This is a genomic window from Streptomyces sp. NPDC059201, from assembly GCF_042754585.1.
Classification (GTDB): Bacteria; Actinomycetota; Actinomycetes; order Streptomycetales; family Streptomycetaceae; genus Streptomyces.
Genome location: NZ_JBHZBB010000004.1, coordinates 711,264 through 727,397, shown reverse-complemented (window position 1 = coordinate 727,397; position 16,134 = coordinate 711,264). Strand labels below are relative to the sequence as shown.

Genomic DNA, 16,134 nt, shown 5'->3' with positions numbered 1-16,134 from the left:
GTGAAGGGGGGATCGGAGGCGTACGGAGAGGGGTGCGGGATCTTTTTCGGGAGCGCCGGCCGTCTCCGCTCGCTACCGTCCCGTGCATGACACGATCACCGCGCCTGGAGCCGGTCACCCCCGCCACCGTGGACGCCGCCCTCGCCCTGCGCGTCCACCCCCATCAGGAGAAGAACGTCGCGCCCGTCGCGACGTCGCTGGCGGAGGCGTACGCGCACGGCGAGACCGCCTGGCCCCGGCTGGTGTTCGACGGCGACCGGCTCGTCGGCTTCCTCATGGCCTTCGTCGACATCGTCTGGGACGAGGCGAAGGACCCGTCCGACCGGCGCAGCGGACTGTGGCGGCTGAACATCTCCGCCGACGCGCAGGGCGCGGGGTACGGCCGCTTCGCCGTCGACGCCGTCGCCGAGGAGCTGCGCCGGCGCGGGACCTCGCGGATGTACGTCACCTGGGAGCCCGGCGAGGACGGGCCCGGCGACTTCTACCGCCGGCTCGGCTTCCGTACCACCGGCGAGACGAGCGGCGAGCAGGTCGTCGGCGTACTCGATCTGTGAGAGGCGCGCGAGGCCGAGGGGGAGGTGCCCGGTCGGGCGCCTCCCCCTCGGTCGCTCACGCCGGCCTGATCAGCCGCCGCACTGGCACGGCGCTCCGGCCTGGCAGCCGCAGCCGCAGCCCGGGCCGCAGCCGCAGGCGCCCAGGACGGGCAGGTGCGTCCGCTCGCGCGGGGCCTCCGGCGGGGAGTCGGTGGTGATGGGGGAATCGGCCATGGGGTCCCTCCCTCGCGGGACGTGGATCGTCCCTCGTACCCATTCCATGCCCGCCGGGACCGGCGCATCAACGGCGCACGGGAGCCCCGCGCACCGAAGCGCCCCCGTGCGCCCTCCACGCCCCCTCGCGCCACCGCGCCCCGACTCACGCCGACGCGCCGCCCCGGAGACCCGAAGCCCCGGGGCCCGGAGACCCGAAGCCCGGAGACCCGAGGCCCCGGGGCAGCGGCTACGCGCCCTCGACCGGGGTGTCCGTCGCCTGGAGCTCGTCCGCGTGCTCGCCCGTCACCAGGTAGACGACGCGCTTCGCCACCGACACCGCGTGGTCCGCGAACCGCTCGTAGTAGCGGCCCAGCAGCGTCACGTCGACGGCCGTCTCGATGCCGTGCTTCCACCGGTCGTCCATCAGGTGCTGGAAGAGCGCCCGGTGCAGCAGGTCCATCTCGTCGTCGTCCTGCTCCAGCTGCATCGCCAGGTCGACGTCCTTCGTGATGATGACCTCGGCGGCCTTGGCCATCAGGCGCTGCGCGAGCTGGCCCATCTGGAGGATGGTCGCGTGCAGGTCGTTGGGGACCGCGCGGTCCGGGAAGCGCAGCCGGGTCAGCTTGGCCACGTGCTGGGCCAGGTCGCCGGAGCGCTCCAGGTCGGCGCTCATCCGCAGCGAGGTGACCACGATCCGCAGGTCCGTCGCCACCGGCTGCTGGCGCGCGAGCAGCGCTATCGCCCGCGCCTCCAGGTCGTGCTGGAGGTCGTCGACCTTCTGGTCCGCGGCGATCACGCTCTCCGCGAGCTTCAGGTCCGCGTCGAGCATCGCCGTGGTGGCGCGCCCGATCGCCGACCCGACCAGGCGGGCCATCTCGACCAGGCCCTCGCCGATCGAATCAAGTTCCTCGTGGTACGCGTCCCGCATGGATGTCCCTCTCTCCGGCAGTGCTCTTCGCTTCTTCGTTCCGGGGTCCCTCCGGACCCCTCACGCTCCCACGTTCGGCCCCCTGTGCGTCCGGCTCCATCCCCTCGCGTGAACCGCCTCTGGCGTGAAGGTGAACTCTGGGCGACGTGGGCCTCCGTGCTCGTCAGGGCAAATGAACCGCCCCCGTCTCCAGGGTGAACTCTGAGCGACGAGTGTTCGAGCAGCCACTCGGACGGCTGGGAGAGTGTCCGTGACCACGCATAACCTGGATGCCATGGACGTGAACGCGGCGGTCGCCGCATTGGCCGCGATCGCCGGAGTGTGTACCGGCGTGATCGCCATGCTGGCGTTCCGCTGGAGCGAACGCGACCAGGCGCGACCCACCCGTACCTCTCTGCACACCGACGCCGTGCTCCCGCCCGGCGTCGACACCGTGCTCTCCGTGCTGCGCTCCTCCGCGGTCGTGCTCGACGAGAGCGACTCCGTGGTGAAGGCCAGCTCGGCGGCGTACGCCCTCGGGCTCGTCCGCGGCGGGAAGCTGGCCGTGGAGCCGATGCTCAACATGGCCCGCGACACCCGCAGGGACGGGGAGATACGCCAGGTCGAACTGGACCTGCCCCGGCGCGGCGGCGGACGCGGCGAGGCCCTCGCGGTCTCCGCGCGCGTGGCCCCGCTGGGCTCCCGGCTGGTGCTGCTGCTGGTCGAGGACCTGACGGAGGCACGCCGTATCGAAGCGGTACGGCGCGACTTCGTCGCGAACGTGAGCCACGAGCTGAAGACCCCGGTCGGGGCGCTCTCGCTGCTCTCCGAGGCCGTCATGGACGCCTCGGACGACCCCGAGGCCGTCATGCGCTTCGCGGGCCGGATGCAGATCGAGGCGACCCGGCTGACCAACCTGGTCCAGGAGCTCATCGACCTCTCGCGGGTGCAGAACGACGACCCGCTGGAGGACTCCGAGCCGGTGTCCGTGGACGAGCTGGTCGCCGAGGCGATCGACCGCTCGCGGCACCCGGCCTCCACCAAACAGATCACGATGGCCTCCGGCGGCTCGGCCGACCTGTTCGTCTGGGGCAGCCGGGGCCAGCTCGCCGCGGCCCTCGGCAATCTGGTCGAGAACGCCGTCAACTACTCGCCGGCCCGGACCCGCGTGGGCATCGCCGCGCGCCGCGTCGCGGCACCCGGCGGGGACCTCATCGAGATAGCCGTGACCGACCAGGGCATCGGCATCCCCGAGAAGGACCGCGAGCGGATCTTCGAGCGCTTCTACCGCGTCGACCCGGCACGCTCGCGTGCCACCGGCGGTACGGGGCTCGGGCTCGCGATCGTCAAGCACGTGGCCGCCTCGCACGGCGGAGAGGTCACGGTGTGGAGCACCGAGGGTCAGGGCTCCACCTTCACCCTGCGGCTGCCCGAGGCGGGCTCCGCACGGGACCGCCGGACCCCCGCCTCCCTCACCCCCGATCTCATGACCGAACCGCTTCCTGCACCGGAGGTCCTTCCGTGACCCGAGTCCTTGTCGTCGAGGATGAGGAATCCTTCAGCGACGCCCTGTCGTACATGCTCCGCAAGGAGGGCTTCGAGGTCGCCGTGGCGGCGACCGGCCCCGACGGACTCGACGAGTTCGAGCGCAACGGAGCGGATCTCGTCCTCCTCGACCTGATGCTGCCGGGCCTGCCCGGCACGGAGGTCTGCCGGCAGCTGCGCGGTCGCTCCAACGTCCCGGTCATCATGGTGACCGCGAAGGACAGCGAGATCGACAAGGTCGTCGGGCTGGAGATAGGAGCCGACGACTACGTGACGAAGCCCTTCTCCTCCCGCGAGCTGGTCGCCCGCATCCGCGCGGTGCTCCGCCGGCGCGGCGAGCCGGAGGAGGTCACCCCGGCGGCCCTGGAGGCCGGCCCGGTCCGCATGGACGTCGACCGGCACGTGGTGACGGTCGGCGGCGGCAAGATCGACCTCCCCCTGAAGGAGTTCGACCTCCTGGAGATGCTCCTGCGCAACGCGGGCCGCGTCCTCACCCGCATGCAGCTCATCGACCGCGTCTGGGGCGCCGACTACGTGGGCGACACCAAGACCCTCGACGTCCACGTCAAGCGCCTCCGCGCCAAGATCGAACCGGACCCGGGCGCCCCCCGCTACCTGGTCACGGTCCGCGGCCTGGGCTACAAGTTCGAGCCGTAAAGATCAGTTTCTTTACGGCTGAAGGGGCGCCCCCGCTCGGGGGGCGCCCCTTCAGCCGTATGCGGTGGACCTCAGTGGCCGGCGGACGGGCCCGCGTCGCTGCCCTCGGTGCCGTGTTCGCCGGCCTCCGCGGTGGGGGAGGGGGTGGCGGTGGACGGCGGGAGGGGGACCTCGGAGGGGCCGTAGCCCTTGAAGTAGCTCGTCGAGGGGACGACGAACGCCTCCAGGGAGACGTCGCCCGTCTTGCTGAGCTTGAAGACGACCTTCTGGGCGTCGCCGTTCTCGGCGGCCTCGTGGCCGTTCTCGATCGTGGCGGTGGCGTTGCCCTCGCCGCCGATGACGACGGAGCCGCCCGCGGGGACGACGACCGGTCCTGCGCCCTTCGCGGACTTCAGGACGACCGCCGCGTTGCTGCCGGGCAGGCTGATCGACTCCAGCGTCTGCGGGGCGCGGCCGTTGTTGAAGACGGTCGCCGAGACGACGGCCGGGCCCTTGGCGCCGGGCGTGGGCTGGGTGATGACGAGCGCGTTCTGGATCTTGACGTCGTCCACGGTGACGGCGGCGTTGTCCGGCCGGACGCCGAGCGTCTGGGCGTCGTTCCCCGCGCCGCAAGCGGACAGCGCGGCGATCGAGAACACGATGGCGGTGGCGGCGAGAGCGCCGCGTCGAAGGCTGCGGCTCACGGCGGCGGCAACTCCTAGGACGTACGGACGGGAGAGGGACTAAGGACCAGCTAAAGGTGCGTCAGCGCGCTTAGGTTACCGAGCCTGACTCTCCGTCCCGCACCCGACCCGCCCCTAAGCGCCCGGCGCCCCCTCCGCGGGCCCTGTGGGAGACGCCCGCGCGCGGTTCCGCGCGTGGCCGGATCACATCCCATTGGCCCCGCGTTCACATAACCGACGTGATCAATTCCGGCGGTGGCGTCGCATTCCGCATGCCTTCCCTTACGGAAAAGCACGGACGCGTCGCCCGCTGATCCCCGCTGATCAATTCCGGATTCTTGACGCGATCCCTCCGTACGGGTGGTCGATCCTCGAACGGAGTACGTGAAGGAGGCTACTCTGGACGGGACGAACACGGACATACCGCCCGCTCCGGCGGGTCCCGGATGTGTGTAACGTGCGCGTTTCTCTCCGTCGACGCAGCGGCTCCGACCTGCGAATACCGCCTTCCGGAAGCCCTCCGCAGCACGCGGGCGAGGCACTTGTCAAGCCCCGAGATATGCCCTGACCTGCGGAAACGCCATTCAGAAGAAGCAGTTTCCGTGTTACCCTGGATAGCCACGGAAGGGGTACCTGTCACATGACGTTCAAGGTTGGCGACACCGTGGTCTATCCCCATCACGGGGCCGCGCTGATCGAGGCCATCGAAACTCGCCAGATCAAAGGCGTGGACAAGACCTACTTGGTGCTCAAGGTCGCGCAGGGCGACCTGACGGTTCGCGTGCCGGCGGACAACGCGGAGTTCGTAGGCGTGCGCGACGTTGTCGGGCAGGACGGGCTGGACCGGGTCTTCGAGGTGCTGCGCGCGCCGTACGCCGAGGAGCCGACGAACTGGTCCCGCCGCTACAAGGCGAACCTCGAGAAGCTCGCCTCCGGCGATGTCATCAAGGTCGCCGAAGTAGTCCGCGACCTGTGGCGCCGCGAGCGCGAGCGGGGTCTCTCCGCAGGTGAGAAGCGCATGCTCGCCAAGGCTCGGCAGATCCTGGTGAGCGAGCTGGCGCTCGCGGAGAACACGAACGAGGACAAGGCCGAGGCCCTCCTCGACGAGGTGCTCGCGTCCTGACGCATGGCTCAGGCCATGCCCAGCAGCAATGCCGCGGTGCCCGCCGACGCGCTGTGAATCCCAGATTCGCAGTGCCGTCGCCGGGCACTGCGGCATGTTCGTCTCTCTTTCCTTCCCTCCCGCATCATGGCGACGCCCCGACCGTCGTCACGGAAAGGGCCCGGTCGAGGCGTCGTATCAAAGCCTGCTGACGCCATACCCACGTCGCCCGCGGAAACAAACCTGCCGGAGTGCAACCGATGTCTGACGAAGCGCGTCCTAGCCGTACCGCCGTGGTGATCCCGGCCGCCGGGCGGGGCGTACGCCTCGGTCCGGGCGCCCCCAAGGCGCTGCGCGCGCTGAACGGCACGCCCATGCTCATCCACGCCGTCCGCGCCATGGCCGCCTCCCGCGCCGTCCGGCTCGTCGTCGTGGTCGCCCCCGCCGACGGCGTCGCCGAGGTCAAGCACCTCCTCGACGACCACGCCCTCCCCGAGCGCACCGACTACCTCGTCGTCGCCGGAGGCGACACCCGCCAGGAGTCCGTCCACCTCGGCCTCAAGGCGCTCCCCGCCGGCATCACCACCGTCCTCGTCCACGACGCGGCCCGCCCCCTCGTCCCCGTCGACACCGTCGACGCCGTCATCGAGGCCGTCCGCGACGGCGCCGTCGCCGTCGTCCCCGCGCTGCCCGTCTCCGACACCGTCAAGGAGGTCGAGCCCGCCGGGACCCCCGGCGACCCCGAGCAGGTCGTCGCCACCCCCGTCCGCGCCCGCCTCCGCGCCGTCCAGACCCCCCAGGGCTTCGACCACGACACCCTGGTGAACGCCCACGCCACCATCGCCCTCGCCGGCGAGGGCGCCACCGACGACGCCGGCATGGTCGAGCGGCTCGGCGCGCCCGTCGTCGTCGTGCCCGGCCACGAAGAGGCGTTCAAGGTGACCCGCCCCCTCGACCTCGTCCTCGCCGAGGCCGTACTCGCCCGCAGGAGGGCCAACGATGGCTTCTGACCTCCCCCGAGTTCTCGGCTCCGCTCGAACAGGGGGGACCCCCACCGTGCTGCCCCGCACCGGCATCGGCACCGACGTCCACGCCTTCGAGAAGGGCCGCGCCCTCTGGTGCGCCGGCCTCCTGTGGGAGGCCGACGAGAACGACGGGTACGGACTCGCCGGGCACTCCGACGGCGACGTCGCCGCCCACGCCGCCTGCGACGCGCTCTTCTCCGCCGCCGGAGTCGGCGACCTCGGCGCCCACTTCGGCACCTCCCGCCCCGAGTGGGCCGGCGCCTCCGGCACCACCCTCCTCGCCGAGGCCGCCCGGATCGTCCGCGCCGAGGGGTACGAGATCGGCAACATCGCCGTCCAGGTCATCGGCGTCCGCCCCAAGATCGGCAAGCGCCGCGACGAGGCCCAGAAGGCGCTGAGCGAGGCCGCCGGCGCGCCCGTCTCCGTCTCCGGCACCACCACCGACGGGCTCGGCCTGACCGGCCGCGCCGAGGGCCTCGCCGCCCTGGCGACCGCCCTGGTGTACCCCGTCACCCGCTGAAACACCGGAAAATCGTGCCCCGCGACCGGGAATCGGTCGCGGGGCACTACCACACGCCCACTACCCTGGACCCGTGACTATTCGCCTGTACGACACCAGCGCCCGGCAGATCCGTGACTTCACCCCGCTCACGCCGGGCTGCGTCTCGATCTACCTCTGTGGCGCCACCGTCCAGGCGGCCCCGCACATCGGGCACATCCGGTCGGGGCTGAACTTCGACATCATGCGCCGCTGGTTCGCGTACCGCGGCTACGACGTCACGTTCATCCGCAACGTCACCGACATCGACGACAAGATCATCGCCAAGGGCAAGGACCAGAACCGCGCCTGGTGGTCGATCGGCTACGACAACGAGCGCGCGTTCAACGCGGGCTACGACGCCCTCGGCTGCCTGCCGCCCACGTACGAGCCCCGCGCCACCGGCCACGTGCCCGAGATGATCGAGATGATGCGCGGTCTGATCGAGCGCGGTCACGCCTACGAGGCCGACGGCAGCGTCTACTTCGACGTCCGCTCGTTCCCCGGCTACCTGGAGCTCTCCAACCAGGACCTGGACGACCTCCGCCAGCCCGACGAGGGCGTCTCCGGCAAGCGCGACCCCCGCGACTTCGCCATGTGGAAGGCGACCAAGCCGGGCGAGCCCGACTGGGAGACCCCGTGGGGCCGCGGCCGTCCCGGCTGGCACCTGGAGTGCTCGGCCATGGCCCACAAGTACCTCGGCTCCGCCTTCGACATCCACGGCGGCGGCCTCGACCTGATCTTCCCCCACCACGAGAACGAGATCGCCCAGGCCAAGGCGTTCGGCGACGAGTTCGCGCGGTACTGGGTGCACAACGCCTGGGTCACCATGAGCGGCGAGAAGATGTCGAAGTCGCTCGGCAACTCCGTGCTCGTCTCGGAGATGGTGAAGAACTGGCGCCCCATCGTCCTGCGCTACTACCTCGGCACCCCGCACTACCGGTCGATGATCGAGTACAGCGAGGAGGCCCTGCGCGAGGCCGAGTCCGCCTTCGCCCGCATCGAGGGCTTCGTCCAGCGCGCCACCGAGAAGGCGGGCCGGACCGTCCCGCCCGCCGCCGAGGTGCCGCCGGCCTTCGCCGAGGCCATGGACGACGACCTGGGCGTCCCGCACGCGCTGGCGATCATCCACACCACCGTCCGCCAGGGCAACAGCGCCCTCGGCGCCGACGACAAGGACGAGGCCATCGCCCGCCTCGCCGAGGTCCGCGCCATGCTCGGCGTCCTCGGCCTGGACCCGCTCGACCCCCAGTGGGCCGACGAGTCCGGCGGCGGCGAGGAGCTCCACGGCGTCGTCGACACCCTCGTCCGTCTCGTGCTCCAGCAGCGCGAGTCCGCCCGCGAGCGCAAGGACTGGGCCACCGCCGACGCGATCCGCGACCAGCTCGCCCAGTCCGGCCTGGCCATCGAGGACAGCCCCGACGGCCCCCGCTGGACCATCGCCAACCGATAGAACGCCGAAGACGTGCCGCCCGGAGCCCCGGGCGGCACACTTCACTTACAGACTTCGTACGCACGCAGTTAGAGGAACAGGTAGCACTCATGGCCGGGAACAGCCAGCGCAGGGGACGTCGCACGTCGAACAAGAAGGGCGCGACGGTCGGCAGCGGTGGCAAGCGACGCCGCGCCCTCGAGGGCAAGGGCCCGACGCCCAAAGCCGAGAACCGCAAGGGCCACAAGGCGTTCCGCGTCACCAACGCGATGGCCAGGAACGCCGCCAAGCGCAAGCCCGTCGCCCGCCGCGGCGGCAAGGGCCAGGCCGAGATGGTCGTCGGCCGCAACCCGGTCTTCGAGGCGCTGCGCGACGGCGTGCCCGCCACCACCCTCTACGTCCAGCAGTTCATCGACAACGACGAGCGCGTGCGCGAGGCCCTCAACCTCGCCACCGGCCGCGACAACATCAACATCATGGAGGCGCCGCGCCCCGAGCTGGACCGGATGACCAACGGCCTGAACCACCAGGGCCTCGTCCTCCAGGTCCCGCCGTACGAGTACGCGCACCCCGAGGACCTCGCCGCGGCCGCCTACGACGAGCAGGAGGACCCGCTGATCGTCGCGCTCGACGGCGTCACCGACCCGCGCAACCTCGGCGCCGTCGTCCGCTCCGTCTCCGCCTTCGGCGGCCACGGCGTCGTCGTCCCCGAGCGCCGCGCGGCCGGCATGACCGCCGGTGCCTGGAAGACCTCGGCCGGCACCGCCGCCCGCACCCCGGTGGCCCGCGCCACCAACCTGACCCGCTGTCTCCAGGAGTACCAGAAGGCCGGTCTCACCGTCGTCGGCCTCTCCGCCGACGGCGACACCGAGGTCCACGAGCTGGAGGCCCTCGAAGGCCCCGTCGTCATCGTGGTCGGCTCCGAGGGCAAGGGCCTCTCCCGCCTCGTCGGCGAGAACTGCGACTTCCTCGTCCGCATCCCGATGCCCGGCGGCGCCGAGTCCCTCAACGCCGGCGTGGCCGCCGGCGTCGTCCTCTACGAGGCCGCCCGCCGCCGCATGGCCTGACCCGCGCCTCCCTCGTACGGGCTGACCCGTACGAGGGACGCGCCCCGGCCGTGATCTTGACGGACCTCGGACATTCCGAGCATGTCAAGGCAGTGTCCTAACCCCGCGTCACTCGGTTAGATGAGTGTGGACACCAGAACGCCCCGGCCGGGGTTCGACGATCAGCCGGCACTGAGCATGGTCAAGGTGGATTCCGATCCCGCCCAGGTGATCGTGAACCACGCCAGCTTCCGTGTGCGGCTGGCGCCGGCCCAGCAGCCGAAGTTCGCCGCCGACCCGCACGCCGCCGCCCACGCGGGAGCCCCGCGGCGCCGCCCCGTCGTGTGGTCCGGGAAGGCGACGCCGGGCGCCACCGGACTCCTCCAGGCCGTGCGCGAGTCGTCGGCCACTGCGGTCTCCACCCTGGAGCCGGCCACCCAGACCATCCCGCGCATCGACGACACGATGCCCACCCCCATCGTGCCCCCCGAGGCCGCGGCCCCCCTCCTGCCGCCGATGCGGCGCGCCGAGGGCGCCTACGACGACGTGTACGAGCTCCGGCCCGAGACGACGCCGTACGACGAGGACCCGCCGGAGGACCGGCGGCACGGCTCCGCGTGGACCGGGGCCGCCGGCCCGGGCGGCGTCCGGCACGCGTACTACCCCGGGCGCCGGATGAACCTCGGCGTGGTGCTGCTGCCGCTCCGGGTCTTCCTCGGCTTCATCTCCATCTACGCGGGCATGGGCAAGCTCTGCGACCCCGTCTACTTCGACGGCGGCGAGCGCGGCTCCATGGTCAAGTGGCTGACCCAGCTGCACCCCTGGCCGCTCGCCGAGCCGCTGCGGGACTTCGCCCTCCAGCACCCCGTCGGCGCCGGACTGACCGTCGCCTTCCTCCAGGTCGTCGTCGGCGTCCTCACCGTCCTCGGCCTCTGGCAGCGGGTCGCCGCCGTCGTCGGCGCGCTGCTGTCGGCCGCGCTCATCCTCACCGTCAGCTGGCGCACCGTCCCCGTCTACGACGCGCCCGACATCATCTACCTGGCCGCCTGGTCGCCGCTGATCATCGCCGGCGCCCCCGTCTACTCCCTCGACGGCCGGATCGCCGGCGAGGCGTGGCGGACCCTCGGGCCGCGCGCCGAACTGTGGGAGCTGCGCCGCCGGGTGATGCGCCGCTCGATCCTCTTCGCCTCCGTGGTCGTCGGCCTGACCCTGCTGGTCGGCTCCGTCCTCGGCGGCGCGGTCCGCTCCACGGAGATGGTGACCGTCCCGGGCCCGAACGACGACCCGATCAACCACCTCCCGGGCCAGCCGCTGCCGACCGAGCCCGAGCGGCGCCGCGCCCCCTCGGAGTCGCCGCGCGGCGACCGGACCGAGCCGGCCGCGCCGACGACGGCCGAGGCCCGCGAGGAGGAGTCCCCGGAGGCGACGGAGGAGGAGACCCGGCCCACGGAGACCGGCTCCGGGACGACCGGCTCGTCCCCGACGCAGGAGCGCCGGCCCACCGCCACGGAGGGCGGCGGCGGCACCAGCAGCCGTACCCCGACCGAGTCGAAGCCCGCGCCGCCGCCGGCCACCAGCGACAGTCCGAGCGCCTCCTCCGGCGGCTCGTCCTCGGGCGGCGGCTCGACCACCGGCGGCGCCCCCACCGAGGAGACGCCGACCCAGGAGGCCACCACCGGCGGAGGCGGCGGCGAGGCCCCGAAGAACCCGATCGGCGGCCTGCTGGGCTGAGCCCGGAGCCGTACGCGTACGAGAAAGGCGGCACCGCCCCTCGGGGACGGTGCCGCCTTCGTGCGTGCTGCCTTCGAGCGGTGATGCCTTCGTGCGTCCGTCAGTGGCTCTGTGTGGCCAGTTCCTTCGCGGCCTCGGTCAGGTCCTTGGCGGTGTCGATGGCTCTCCAGTACGCCCCCTGGGGCAGCGGGAAGCCGGCCAGGCGCCGTTCGCGGGCGAGGCGGGGGAAGGTGGTCCGCTCGTGGTCCCCGAGGTCGGGGAGCAGCTCGGTGAAGCTCGGGGAGAAGACGTACACGCCGGCGTTGATGAGGAACGGCGACGGCGGCGCCTCGACGAAGTCGGTGATGTGCCCGAAGGTGTCGGTCTCGACGGCGCCCCACGGGATCCGGGGGCGGGCCAGGGCGAGGGTGGCGGTGGCGTCCCGCTCGTCGTGGAAGGCGGCCATCTCGCGCAGCGAGAAGCGGGTCCAGATGTCGCCGTTCGTGGCGTACCAGGGCCGGTCCGGCTCGGGCAGGTGCGCGGCGGCGTACTTGAGGCCGCCGCCACGGCCCAGCGGCTCGGTCTCGACGACCGTGGTCACCTTCAGGGGCAGGTCGACCGACTCCAGCCACTCCTGGAGGACTTCGGCGAGGTGCCCGCAGGAGACGACGGCGTCGGTCACGCCCTCGGCGGCCAGCCAGGAGAGCTGATGGCCGATGATCGGGGTCCCGGTGCCCGGGATCTCGACCATCGGCTTGGGGCGGTCGTCGGTGTAGGGGCGCAGGCGCGAGCCCTGGCCGCCCGCCAGGACCACGGCCTGCGTCGGAGTGGTGTGCATACGGGGAACGATAGGTGCCCCGCGGGCGGGGACGCGGTGACCGCGCTCAGCCCGTCGCGCGCATCACGCCGGTCGCGTACGCGGTGTCGCAGACCGGGCGGGAGAACGCCTGGGCGCGGGAGGGGCCGTAGTGCTCGACGGCGGCGCGGCCCAGCGCGCGGGCGATCGACACGCAGTGCTCGGCGAGAGAGGGACGGTTCTCCACCTCGCGCTGGAGGTGGGTGAGGGCGACGCCCGGGTCCTTCTCCTGGAGTTCGGCGAGGAGCCGGTCGCGCAGGACGTCCTGCGGGGCGCGCGACGTGGCGCGGGTCGAGACGTCCGCGGAGGACGCGGTCAGCATCTGGCCGTCGGAGTCCTGGCCGGCCCACGGGACGGCGGACACCGCGAGCGTTCCCGACAGGACCAGGACGACGGGCAGGACGAGGGCGAGGGAGCGGCCGATTCGGCGGGCAGTGTGCGTCACGCAGGCGAGCGTAGCGGCCGGTAGTGATATGGCGACATTTAGTCACTCTCGCGAGGGACGGTTCGACGCGCCTTTTCGAATCCCGTGTTGACGCGGGGCGGTCGGGAGGGCCCCGAATGCCGGGGTTTTCCGGGGTAAGCCCGTTTAAACGAACGACCCCGCGTCCGCAAGGGATACGGGGCCGTTCGGCGTTCCTTCAGCCGAGGGTCACTCGCTGATGCGCTGCTCCGTCGACTTGGAGAAGACGTGCAGCTCGCCGGCGCGCGGGATGACGTGCAGCGTGGAGCCCTTGGCGGGGATGTCACGGCCGCCGACGCGGATGACGATGTCCTTGTCCTCGCCGCCGACGCGGGTGGAGCCGTAGACGAAGCCGTCGGAGCCGAGCTCCTCGACGACGTTGACCGTCACGGCCACGCCGTCCTTGCTCGTGGGGCCCGAGACGTCGAAGTGCTCCGGGCGGACACCGACGACGACCGTGGTGTCGCCGTTGGCCGCGGCGGTGGCGAGCGCGTCACGGGAGACCGGGACGACGCTGTTGCCGAACTTGACGCCGCCCTCGGTGATCGGGACCTCGATCAGGTTCATCGCGGGGGAGCCGATGAAGCCGGCGACGAAGAGGTTGGCGGGCTTGTCGTACATGTTGCGCGGGGTGTCGACCTGCTGGAGCAGACCGTCCTTCAGCACGGCGACGCGGTCGCCCATGGTGAGGGCCTCGGTCTGGTCGTGGGTGACGTAGACCGTGGTGATCCCGAGGCGGCGCTGGAGGCCGGCGATCTGCGTACGGGTCGAGACGCGGAGCTTGGCGTCGAGGTTCGACAGCGGCTCGTCCATGAGGAAGACCTGCGGCTCGCGCACGATGGCGCGGCCCATGGCGACGCGCTGGCGCTGACCGCCGGAGAGCGCCTTCGGCTTGCGGTCCAGGTACTCGGTGAGGTCGAGGATCTTCGCGGCCTCTTCGACCTTCGCGCGGATCTCGCTCTTGTTGACGCCGGCGATCTTGAGCGCGAAGCCCATGTTGTCGGCGACGCTCATGTGCGGGTAGAGCGCGTAGTTCTGGAACACCATGGCGATGTCCCGGTCCTTCGGCGGCAGGTGGGTGACGTCGCGGTCGCCGATGCGGATGGCGCCCCCGTTCACGTCCTCCAGGCCGGCGAGCATGCGCAGCGAGGTCGACTTGCCACAGCCCGAGGGACCGACGAGCACGAGGAACTCGCCGTCCGCGATCTCGATGTCGAGCTGGTTGACGGAGGGCTTGGTGGCACCCGGGTAGATGCGGGTCGCCTTGTCGAAAGTGACGGAAGCCATGGTGATGTGTCCCTTCACCGGCAGGAACGTGCCGGACGATCCGAGTAAAGGAAGGATTGAGGTCTAGTCCACCTGGGTGAACTCCGCTCGACGCTACCTGGCGGCGCGAGATCTGTCAGCAGTTCGAAGGGCGTGAGATTTCCGACCGCCCGCCGAGCGGGTTTGGTTAGACTGCACTCGCTGCCGCCTTAGCTCAGTTGGCTAGAGCGCTTGACTTGTAATCTTGAGGTCGTCGGTTCGATTCCGACAGGCGGCTCTGTACGACGAAGGCCCCGGCCCCCGTGAAGGGGGGCCGGGGCCTTCGCGGTACCGTGCGGCGCGCACCCAGGGGGGGTGCGGTTTCGCGACGAAGGACTGATCGCTTGCGCAGAACCATTGCTCTCGGGGGGACGGCCGCGCTGCTGCTGGCCGGGCTGGTGTCGGGGGCGTCCACGGCGTCCGCCTCCGACGGCTACCCGAGGTTCGAGATCGACGACCGGGTGATCCAGCCCGGTACGTGGCCCGCCGAGGTGGGACCGGGCGGCGTCACGTATGACGGCCCGTACGAGGGCACCCTCGTGTACGCCTTCAGCAAGGCGCCGCTGACCGACCCCGCGTGGACCGGGGCCGGCTTCCCCGCCGGGCTGTCGCTCCAGGTCGAGGGGTGCAAGGCGCGGGCCGGCGTGACCGCGGTGTACACCTGCCCGGTCTCGGACGAGAACCAGTACGCCACCCGCCTGGCCGTCGAGGCCGCGGAGAGCGCCGCCGACGGCACCACGCTGCACTACGGCTTCGTCTACGTCCCGCGCGGCGGTGACCTCGCGAAGGCCGTGAAGACGGTGCAGACCGTCGACCTGATGCTGGAGGACGGGCAGCACGGCGCCGCCACCGTCACGGTGAAGACGGCGGAGCACGTCGCCCAGAACACCGTCCAGCTCTCCACCCCGCCGGTCTCGCCCGGCACCACCGTGACCCACACCGCGAAGGTGCACGCGGTGGACAGGGGATGGCTGGAGATCGGCTTCGAGCCGGGCGAGGGGATGCGGTACTGGGAGGAGGACGAGCTCCAGGTCGGGATCACCGGGGTCCGTCAGAACTCCGGGACCACGGAGTGCGACGTCATCGGCGGCTACGTCGCGGGCGACGGCGTCCGCTGCGAGATCGACCCGGGCACGGAGGGGCCGGTCGACGTCACCGTCTCGTACACGGTGAAGGCGACCCCCACCGCCGCCGCGTGGCGGATCGGCACGTTCGCGCGGTACGACGTGTACGCCAACGGCGAGGAGAACCCGGAGACCCGGAGCGAGTTCCAGGTCGTCAGCTCCCGCCCGGTGCCGACGCACTACGCGATGATCTCCCGCGACAAGACCGGGCTGCTGTACTGGCACCGCGGTACGGGCAGGGCCTCCGCACCCTTCGTGGAGTGGGCGGAGAACGTCGGGCGGGGCTGGGGCGCCTACAACGCCGTCACCAAGCTCGCGCCGATCACCTCCGAGGCCCAGGGCGGCGGTGTCGTCGCCCGTGACGCGTCCGGTGTCCTGTGGTCGTACCGCACGACCGGCAACTGGATCGAGCCCCTCACCTCGCGCGTGCGCGTCGGAGGCGGCTGGGGCGCGTACAACCAGCTCGCCGGGGTCGCCGACGCGAGCGGGGACGGGCGGCCCGACATGGTCGCGCGGGACGCCTCGGGCGTGCTGTGGCTGTACAAGGGCACGGCGAGCGTGTCCGCGCCGTTCGCCACGCGGCTGCGGGTCGGCGCCGGCTGGGGTGCGTACAACCAGCTCACCGGGGCCGGTGACCTCACCGGGGACGGGCGGGCGGATCTGATCGCCCGTGACACGACCGGTGTGCTGTGGCTGTACCCGGCGACCGGGAGGGCCGAGGTGCCGTACGCGGCGCGGGTCCGGGTCGGTTCGGGCTGGCAGGGCTACCCGCTGGTGTCGTCGCCCGGCGACCTCACGGACGACGGCCGGGCCGACCTGATCGCGCGGGACGGGGCCGGGAACACGTACCTGTACAAGGGCACGGGCAAGGCCGCGGCTCCGTACTCGGGCCGCGTCAAGATCTCGCTCGGTCAGGACGTCCCGGCGATCAACGCCCTTTTCTGAGCCAGACGTGAGTGAAGGCCCCGGTCCCCGTGTGAGGGGGGCCGGGGCCTTCGGCGTGGGGGGTGCGG

General features: G+C 71.7%; 16 protein-coding genes and 1 tRNA gene. 11 read left to right on the top strand and 6 right to left on the bottom strand.

Features of this window, described 5'->3' with window-relative positions:
• The first annotated feature begins 86 nt into the window (after positions 1-86).
• Positions 87-554: a GNAT family N-acetyltransferase gene (locus ACFXMG_RS17800; protein ID WP_383823490.1), complete on the top strand. Its 468-nt coding sequence runs from the start codon at positions 87-89 to the stop codon at positions 552-554.
• A gap of 69 nt (positions 555-623) precedes the next feature.
• Here ACFXMG_RS17800 and ACFXMG_RS17795 read toward each other — a convergent pair whose 3' ends face one another.
• Both ACFXMG_RS17795 and phoU read right to left on the bottom strand, forming a co-directional pair.
• Positions 624-767: a hypothetical protein gene (locus ACFXMG_RS17795; RefSeq protein ID WP_383823493.1), complete on the bottom strand. Its 144-nt coding sequence runs from the start codon at positions 765-767 to the stop codon at positions 624-626.
• Positions 768-996: 229 nt separating this feature from the next.
• Positions 997-1,677: a phosphate signaling complex protein PhoU gene (gene phoU, locus ACFXMG_RS17790; protein WP_383823497.1), complete on the bottom strand. Its 681-nt coding sequence runs from the start codon at positions 1,675-1,677 to the stop codon at positions 997-999.
• Between the two features lie 274 nt (positions 1,678-1,951).
• Between phoU and ACFXMG_RS17785 the strand changes: the two genes are divergently transcribed.
• Positions 1,952-3,181, top strand: coding sequence for an ATP-binding protein (locus ACFXMG_RS17785; RefSeq protein ID WP_351102995.1), 1,230 nt, complete (start codon positions 1,952-1,954; stop codon positions 3,179-3,181).
• On the top strand, positions 3,178-3,858 hold the full coding sequence (locus tag ACFXMG_RS17780) for a response regulator transcription factor (RefSeq protein ID WP_043226173.1): 681 nt from the start codon (positions 3,178-3,180) through the stop codon (positions 3,856-3,858). Before ACFXMG_RS17785 ends, ACFXMG_RS17780 begins: the two co-directional genes overlap by 4 nt.
• 71 nt (positions 3,859-3,929) lie before the next feature.
• Here ACFXMG_RS17780 and ACFXMG_RS17775 read toward each other — a convergent pair whose 3' ends face one another.
• Complete coding sequence (locus tag ACFXMG_RS17775) at positions 3,930-4,541, bottom strand: DUF461 domain-containing protein (protein ID WP_383823501.1); 612 nt, start codon at positions 4,539-4,541, stop codon at positions 3,930-3,932.
• A gap of 619 nt (positions 4,542-5,160) precedes the next feature.
• Here ACFXMG_RS17775 and ACFXMG_RS17770 point away from each other — a divergent pair.
• The 6 genes from ACFXMG_RS17770 (at position 5,161) to ACFXMG_RS17745 (ending at position 11,394) form a co-directional block, all read left to right on the top strand.
• Complete coding sequence (locus ACFXMG_RS17770) at positions 5,161-5,643, top strand: CarD family transcriptional regulator (RefSeq protein ID WP_003953493.1); 483 nt, start codon at positions 5,161-5,163, stop codon at positions 5,641-5,643.
• Between the two features lie 239 nt (positions 5,644-5,882).
• Positions 5,883-6,632 carry a 2-C-methyl-D-erythritol 4-phosphate cytidylyltransferase gene (gene ispD / locus ACFXMG_RS17765; RefSeq protein WP_383823503.1) on the top strand — a complete coding sequence of 250 codons (750 nt, stop codon included), beginning with the start codon at positions 5,883-5,885 and terminating at the stop codon, positions 6,630-6,632.
• The gene (gene ispF, locus ACFXMG_RS17760; protein WP_383823506.1) at positions 6,622-7,167 is read left to right on the top strand and encodes a 2-C-methyl-D-erythritol 2,4-cyclodiphosphate synthase; all 546 of its coding nucleotides are present in this window, start codon (positions 6,622-6,624) and stop codon (positions 7,165-7,167) included. Before ispD ends, ispF begins: the two co-directional genes overlap by 11 nt.
• Positions 7,168-7,240: 73 nt before the next feature.
• On the top strand, positions 7,241-8,638 hold the full coding sequence (cysS, locus tag ACFXMG_RS17755; protein ID WP_383823509.1) for a cysteine--tRNA ligase: 1,398 nt from the start codon (positions 7,241-7,243) through the stop codon (positions 8,636-8,638).
• A gap of 89 nt (positions 8,639-8,727) precedes the next feature.
• The gene (rlmB, locus tag ACFXMG_RS17750) at positions 8,728-9,684 is read left to right on the top strand and encodes a 23S rRNA (guanosine(2251)-2'-O)-methyltransferase RlmB (RefSeq protein ID WP_383823512.1); all 957 of its coding nucleotides are present in this window, start codon (positions 8,728-8,730) and stop codon (positions 9,682-9,684) included.
• A gap of 120 nt (positions 9,685-9,804) precedes the next feature.
• Positions 9,805-11,394 (top strand): DoxX family protein, encoded by a 1,590-nt coding sequence (locus ACFXMG_RS17745; protein WP_383823515.1) that lies wholly within the window; start codon positions 9,805-9,807, stop codon positions 11,392-11,394.
• A 100-nt stretch (positions 11,395-11,494) separates the two neighbouring features.
• On the opposite strand, the gene ACFXMG_RS17740 is transcribed toward ACFXMG_RS17745, so the two are convergent.
• From ACFXMG_RS17740 to ACFXMG_RS17730, 3 genes are all read right to left on the bottom strand, one after another.
• A complete protein-coding gene (locus ACFXMG_RS17740; RefSeq protein ID WP_383823517.1) occupies positions 11,495-12,211 on the bottom strand; it encodes an NDP-sugar synthase in 717 nt (238 codons plus the stop codon).
• Positions 12,212-12,257: 46 nt separating this feature from the next.
• The gene (locus ACFXMG_RS17735) at positions 12,258-12,674 is read right to left on the bottom strand and encodes a hypothetical protein (RefSeq protein WP_383823520.1); all 417 of its coding nucleotides are present in this window, start codon (positions 12,672-12,674) and stop codon (positions 12,258-12,260) included.
• 207 nt (positions 12,675-12,881) lie between these two features.
• On the bottom strand, positions 12,882-13,979 hold the full coding sequence (locus tag ACFXMG_RS17730; protein WP_383823523.1) for an ABC transporter ATP-binding protein: 1,098 nt from the start codon (positions 13,977-13,979) through the stop codon (positions 12,882-12,884).
• Between the two features lie 182 nt (positions 13,980-14,161).
• Here ACFXMG_RS17730 and ACFXMG_RS17725 point away from each other — a divergent pair.
• A tRNA-Thr gene (locus ACFXMG_RS17725) sits at positions 14,162-14,235 on the top strand.
• A 106-nt stretch (positions 14,236-14,341) separates the two neighbouring features.
• Entirely contained in the window at positions 14,342-16,066 is a 1,725-nt protein-coding gene (locus tag ACFXMG_RS17720; RefSeq protein WP_383823525.1) for an FG-GAP repeat domain-containing protein, read from the top strand.
• The last annotated feature ends 68 nt before the right edge of the window (positions 16,067-16,134 follow it).

Excerpts from the sequence above, each read along its gene's own strand:
- ACFXMG_RS17800 (WP_383823490.1), top strand. The coding sequence starts at position 87 with ATGACACGATCACCGCGCCTGGAGCCGGTCACCCCCGCCACCGTGGAC.
- ACFXMG_RS17795 (WP_383823493.1), bottom strand. The coding sequence starts at position 767 with ATGGCCGATTCCCCCATCACCACCGACTCCCCGCCGGAGGCCCCGCGC.
- phoU (WP_383823497.1), bottom strand. The coding sequence starts at position 1,677 with ATGCGGGACGCGTACCACGAGGAACTTGATTCGATCGGCGAGGGCCTG.
- ACFXMG_RS17785 (WP_351102995.1), top strand. The coding sequence starts at position 1,952 with ATGGACGTGAACGCGGCGGTCGCCGCATTGGCCGCGATCGCCGGAGTG.
- ACFXMG_RS17770 (WP_003953493.1), top strand. The coding sequence starts at position 5,161 with ATGACGTTCAAGGTTGGCGACACCGTGGTCTATCCCCATCACGGGGCC.
- ispD (WP_383823503.1), top strand. The coding sequence starts at position 5,883 with ATGTCTGACGAAGCGCGTCCTAGCCGTACCGCCGTGGTGATCCCGGCC.
- ispF (WP_383823506.1), top strand. The coding sequence starts at position 6,622 with ATGGCTTCTGACCTCCCCCGAGTTCTCGGCTCCGCTCGAACAGGGGGG.
- rlmB (WP_383823512.1), top strand. The coding sequence starts at position 8,728 with ATGGCCGGGAACAGCCAGCGCAGGGGACGTCGCACGTCGAACAAGAAG.
- ACFXMG_RS17745 (WP_383823515.1), top strand. The coding sequence starts at position 9,805 with ATGAGTGTGGACACCAGAACGCCCCGGCCGGGGTTCGACGATCAGCCG.
- ACFXMG_RS17740 (WP_383823517.1), bottom strand. The coding sequence starts at position 12,211 with ATGCACACCACTCCGACGCAGGCCGTGGTCCTGGCGGGCGGCCAGGGC.
- ACFXMG_RS17730 (WP_383823523.1), bottom strand. The coding sequence starts at position 13,979 with ATGGCTTCCGTCACTTTCGACAAGGCGACCCGCATCTACCCGGGTGCC.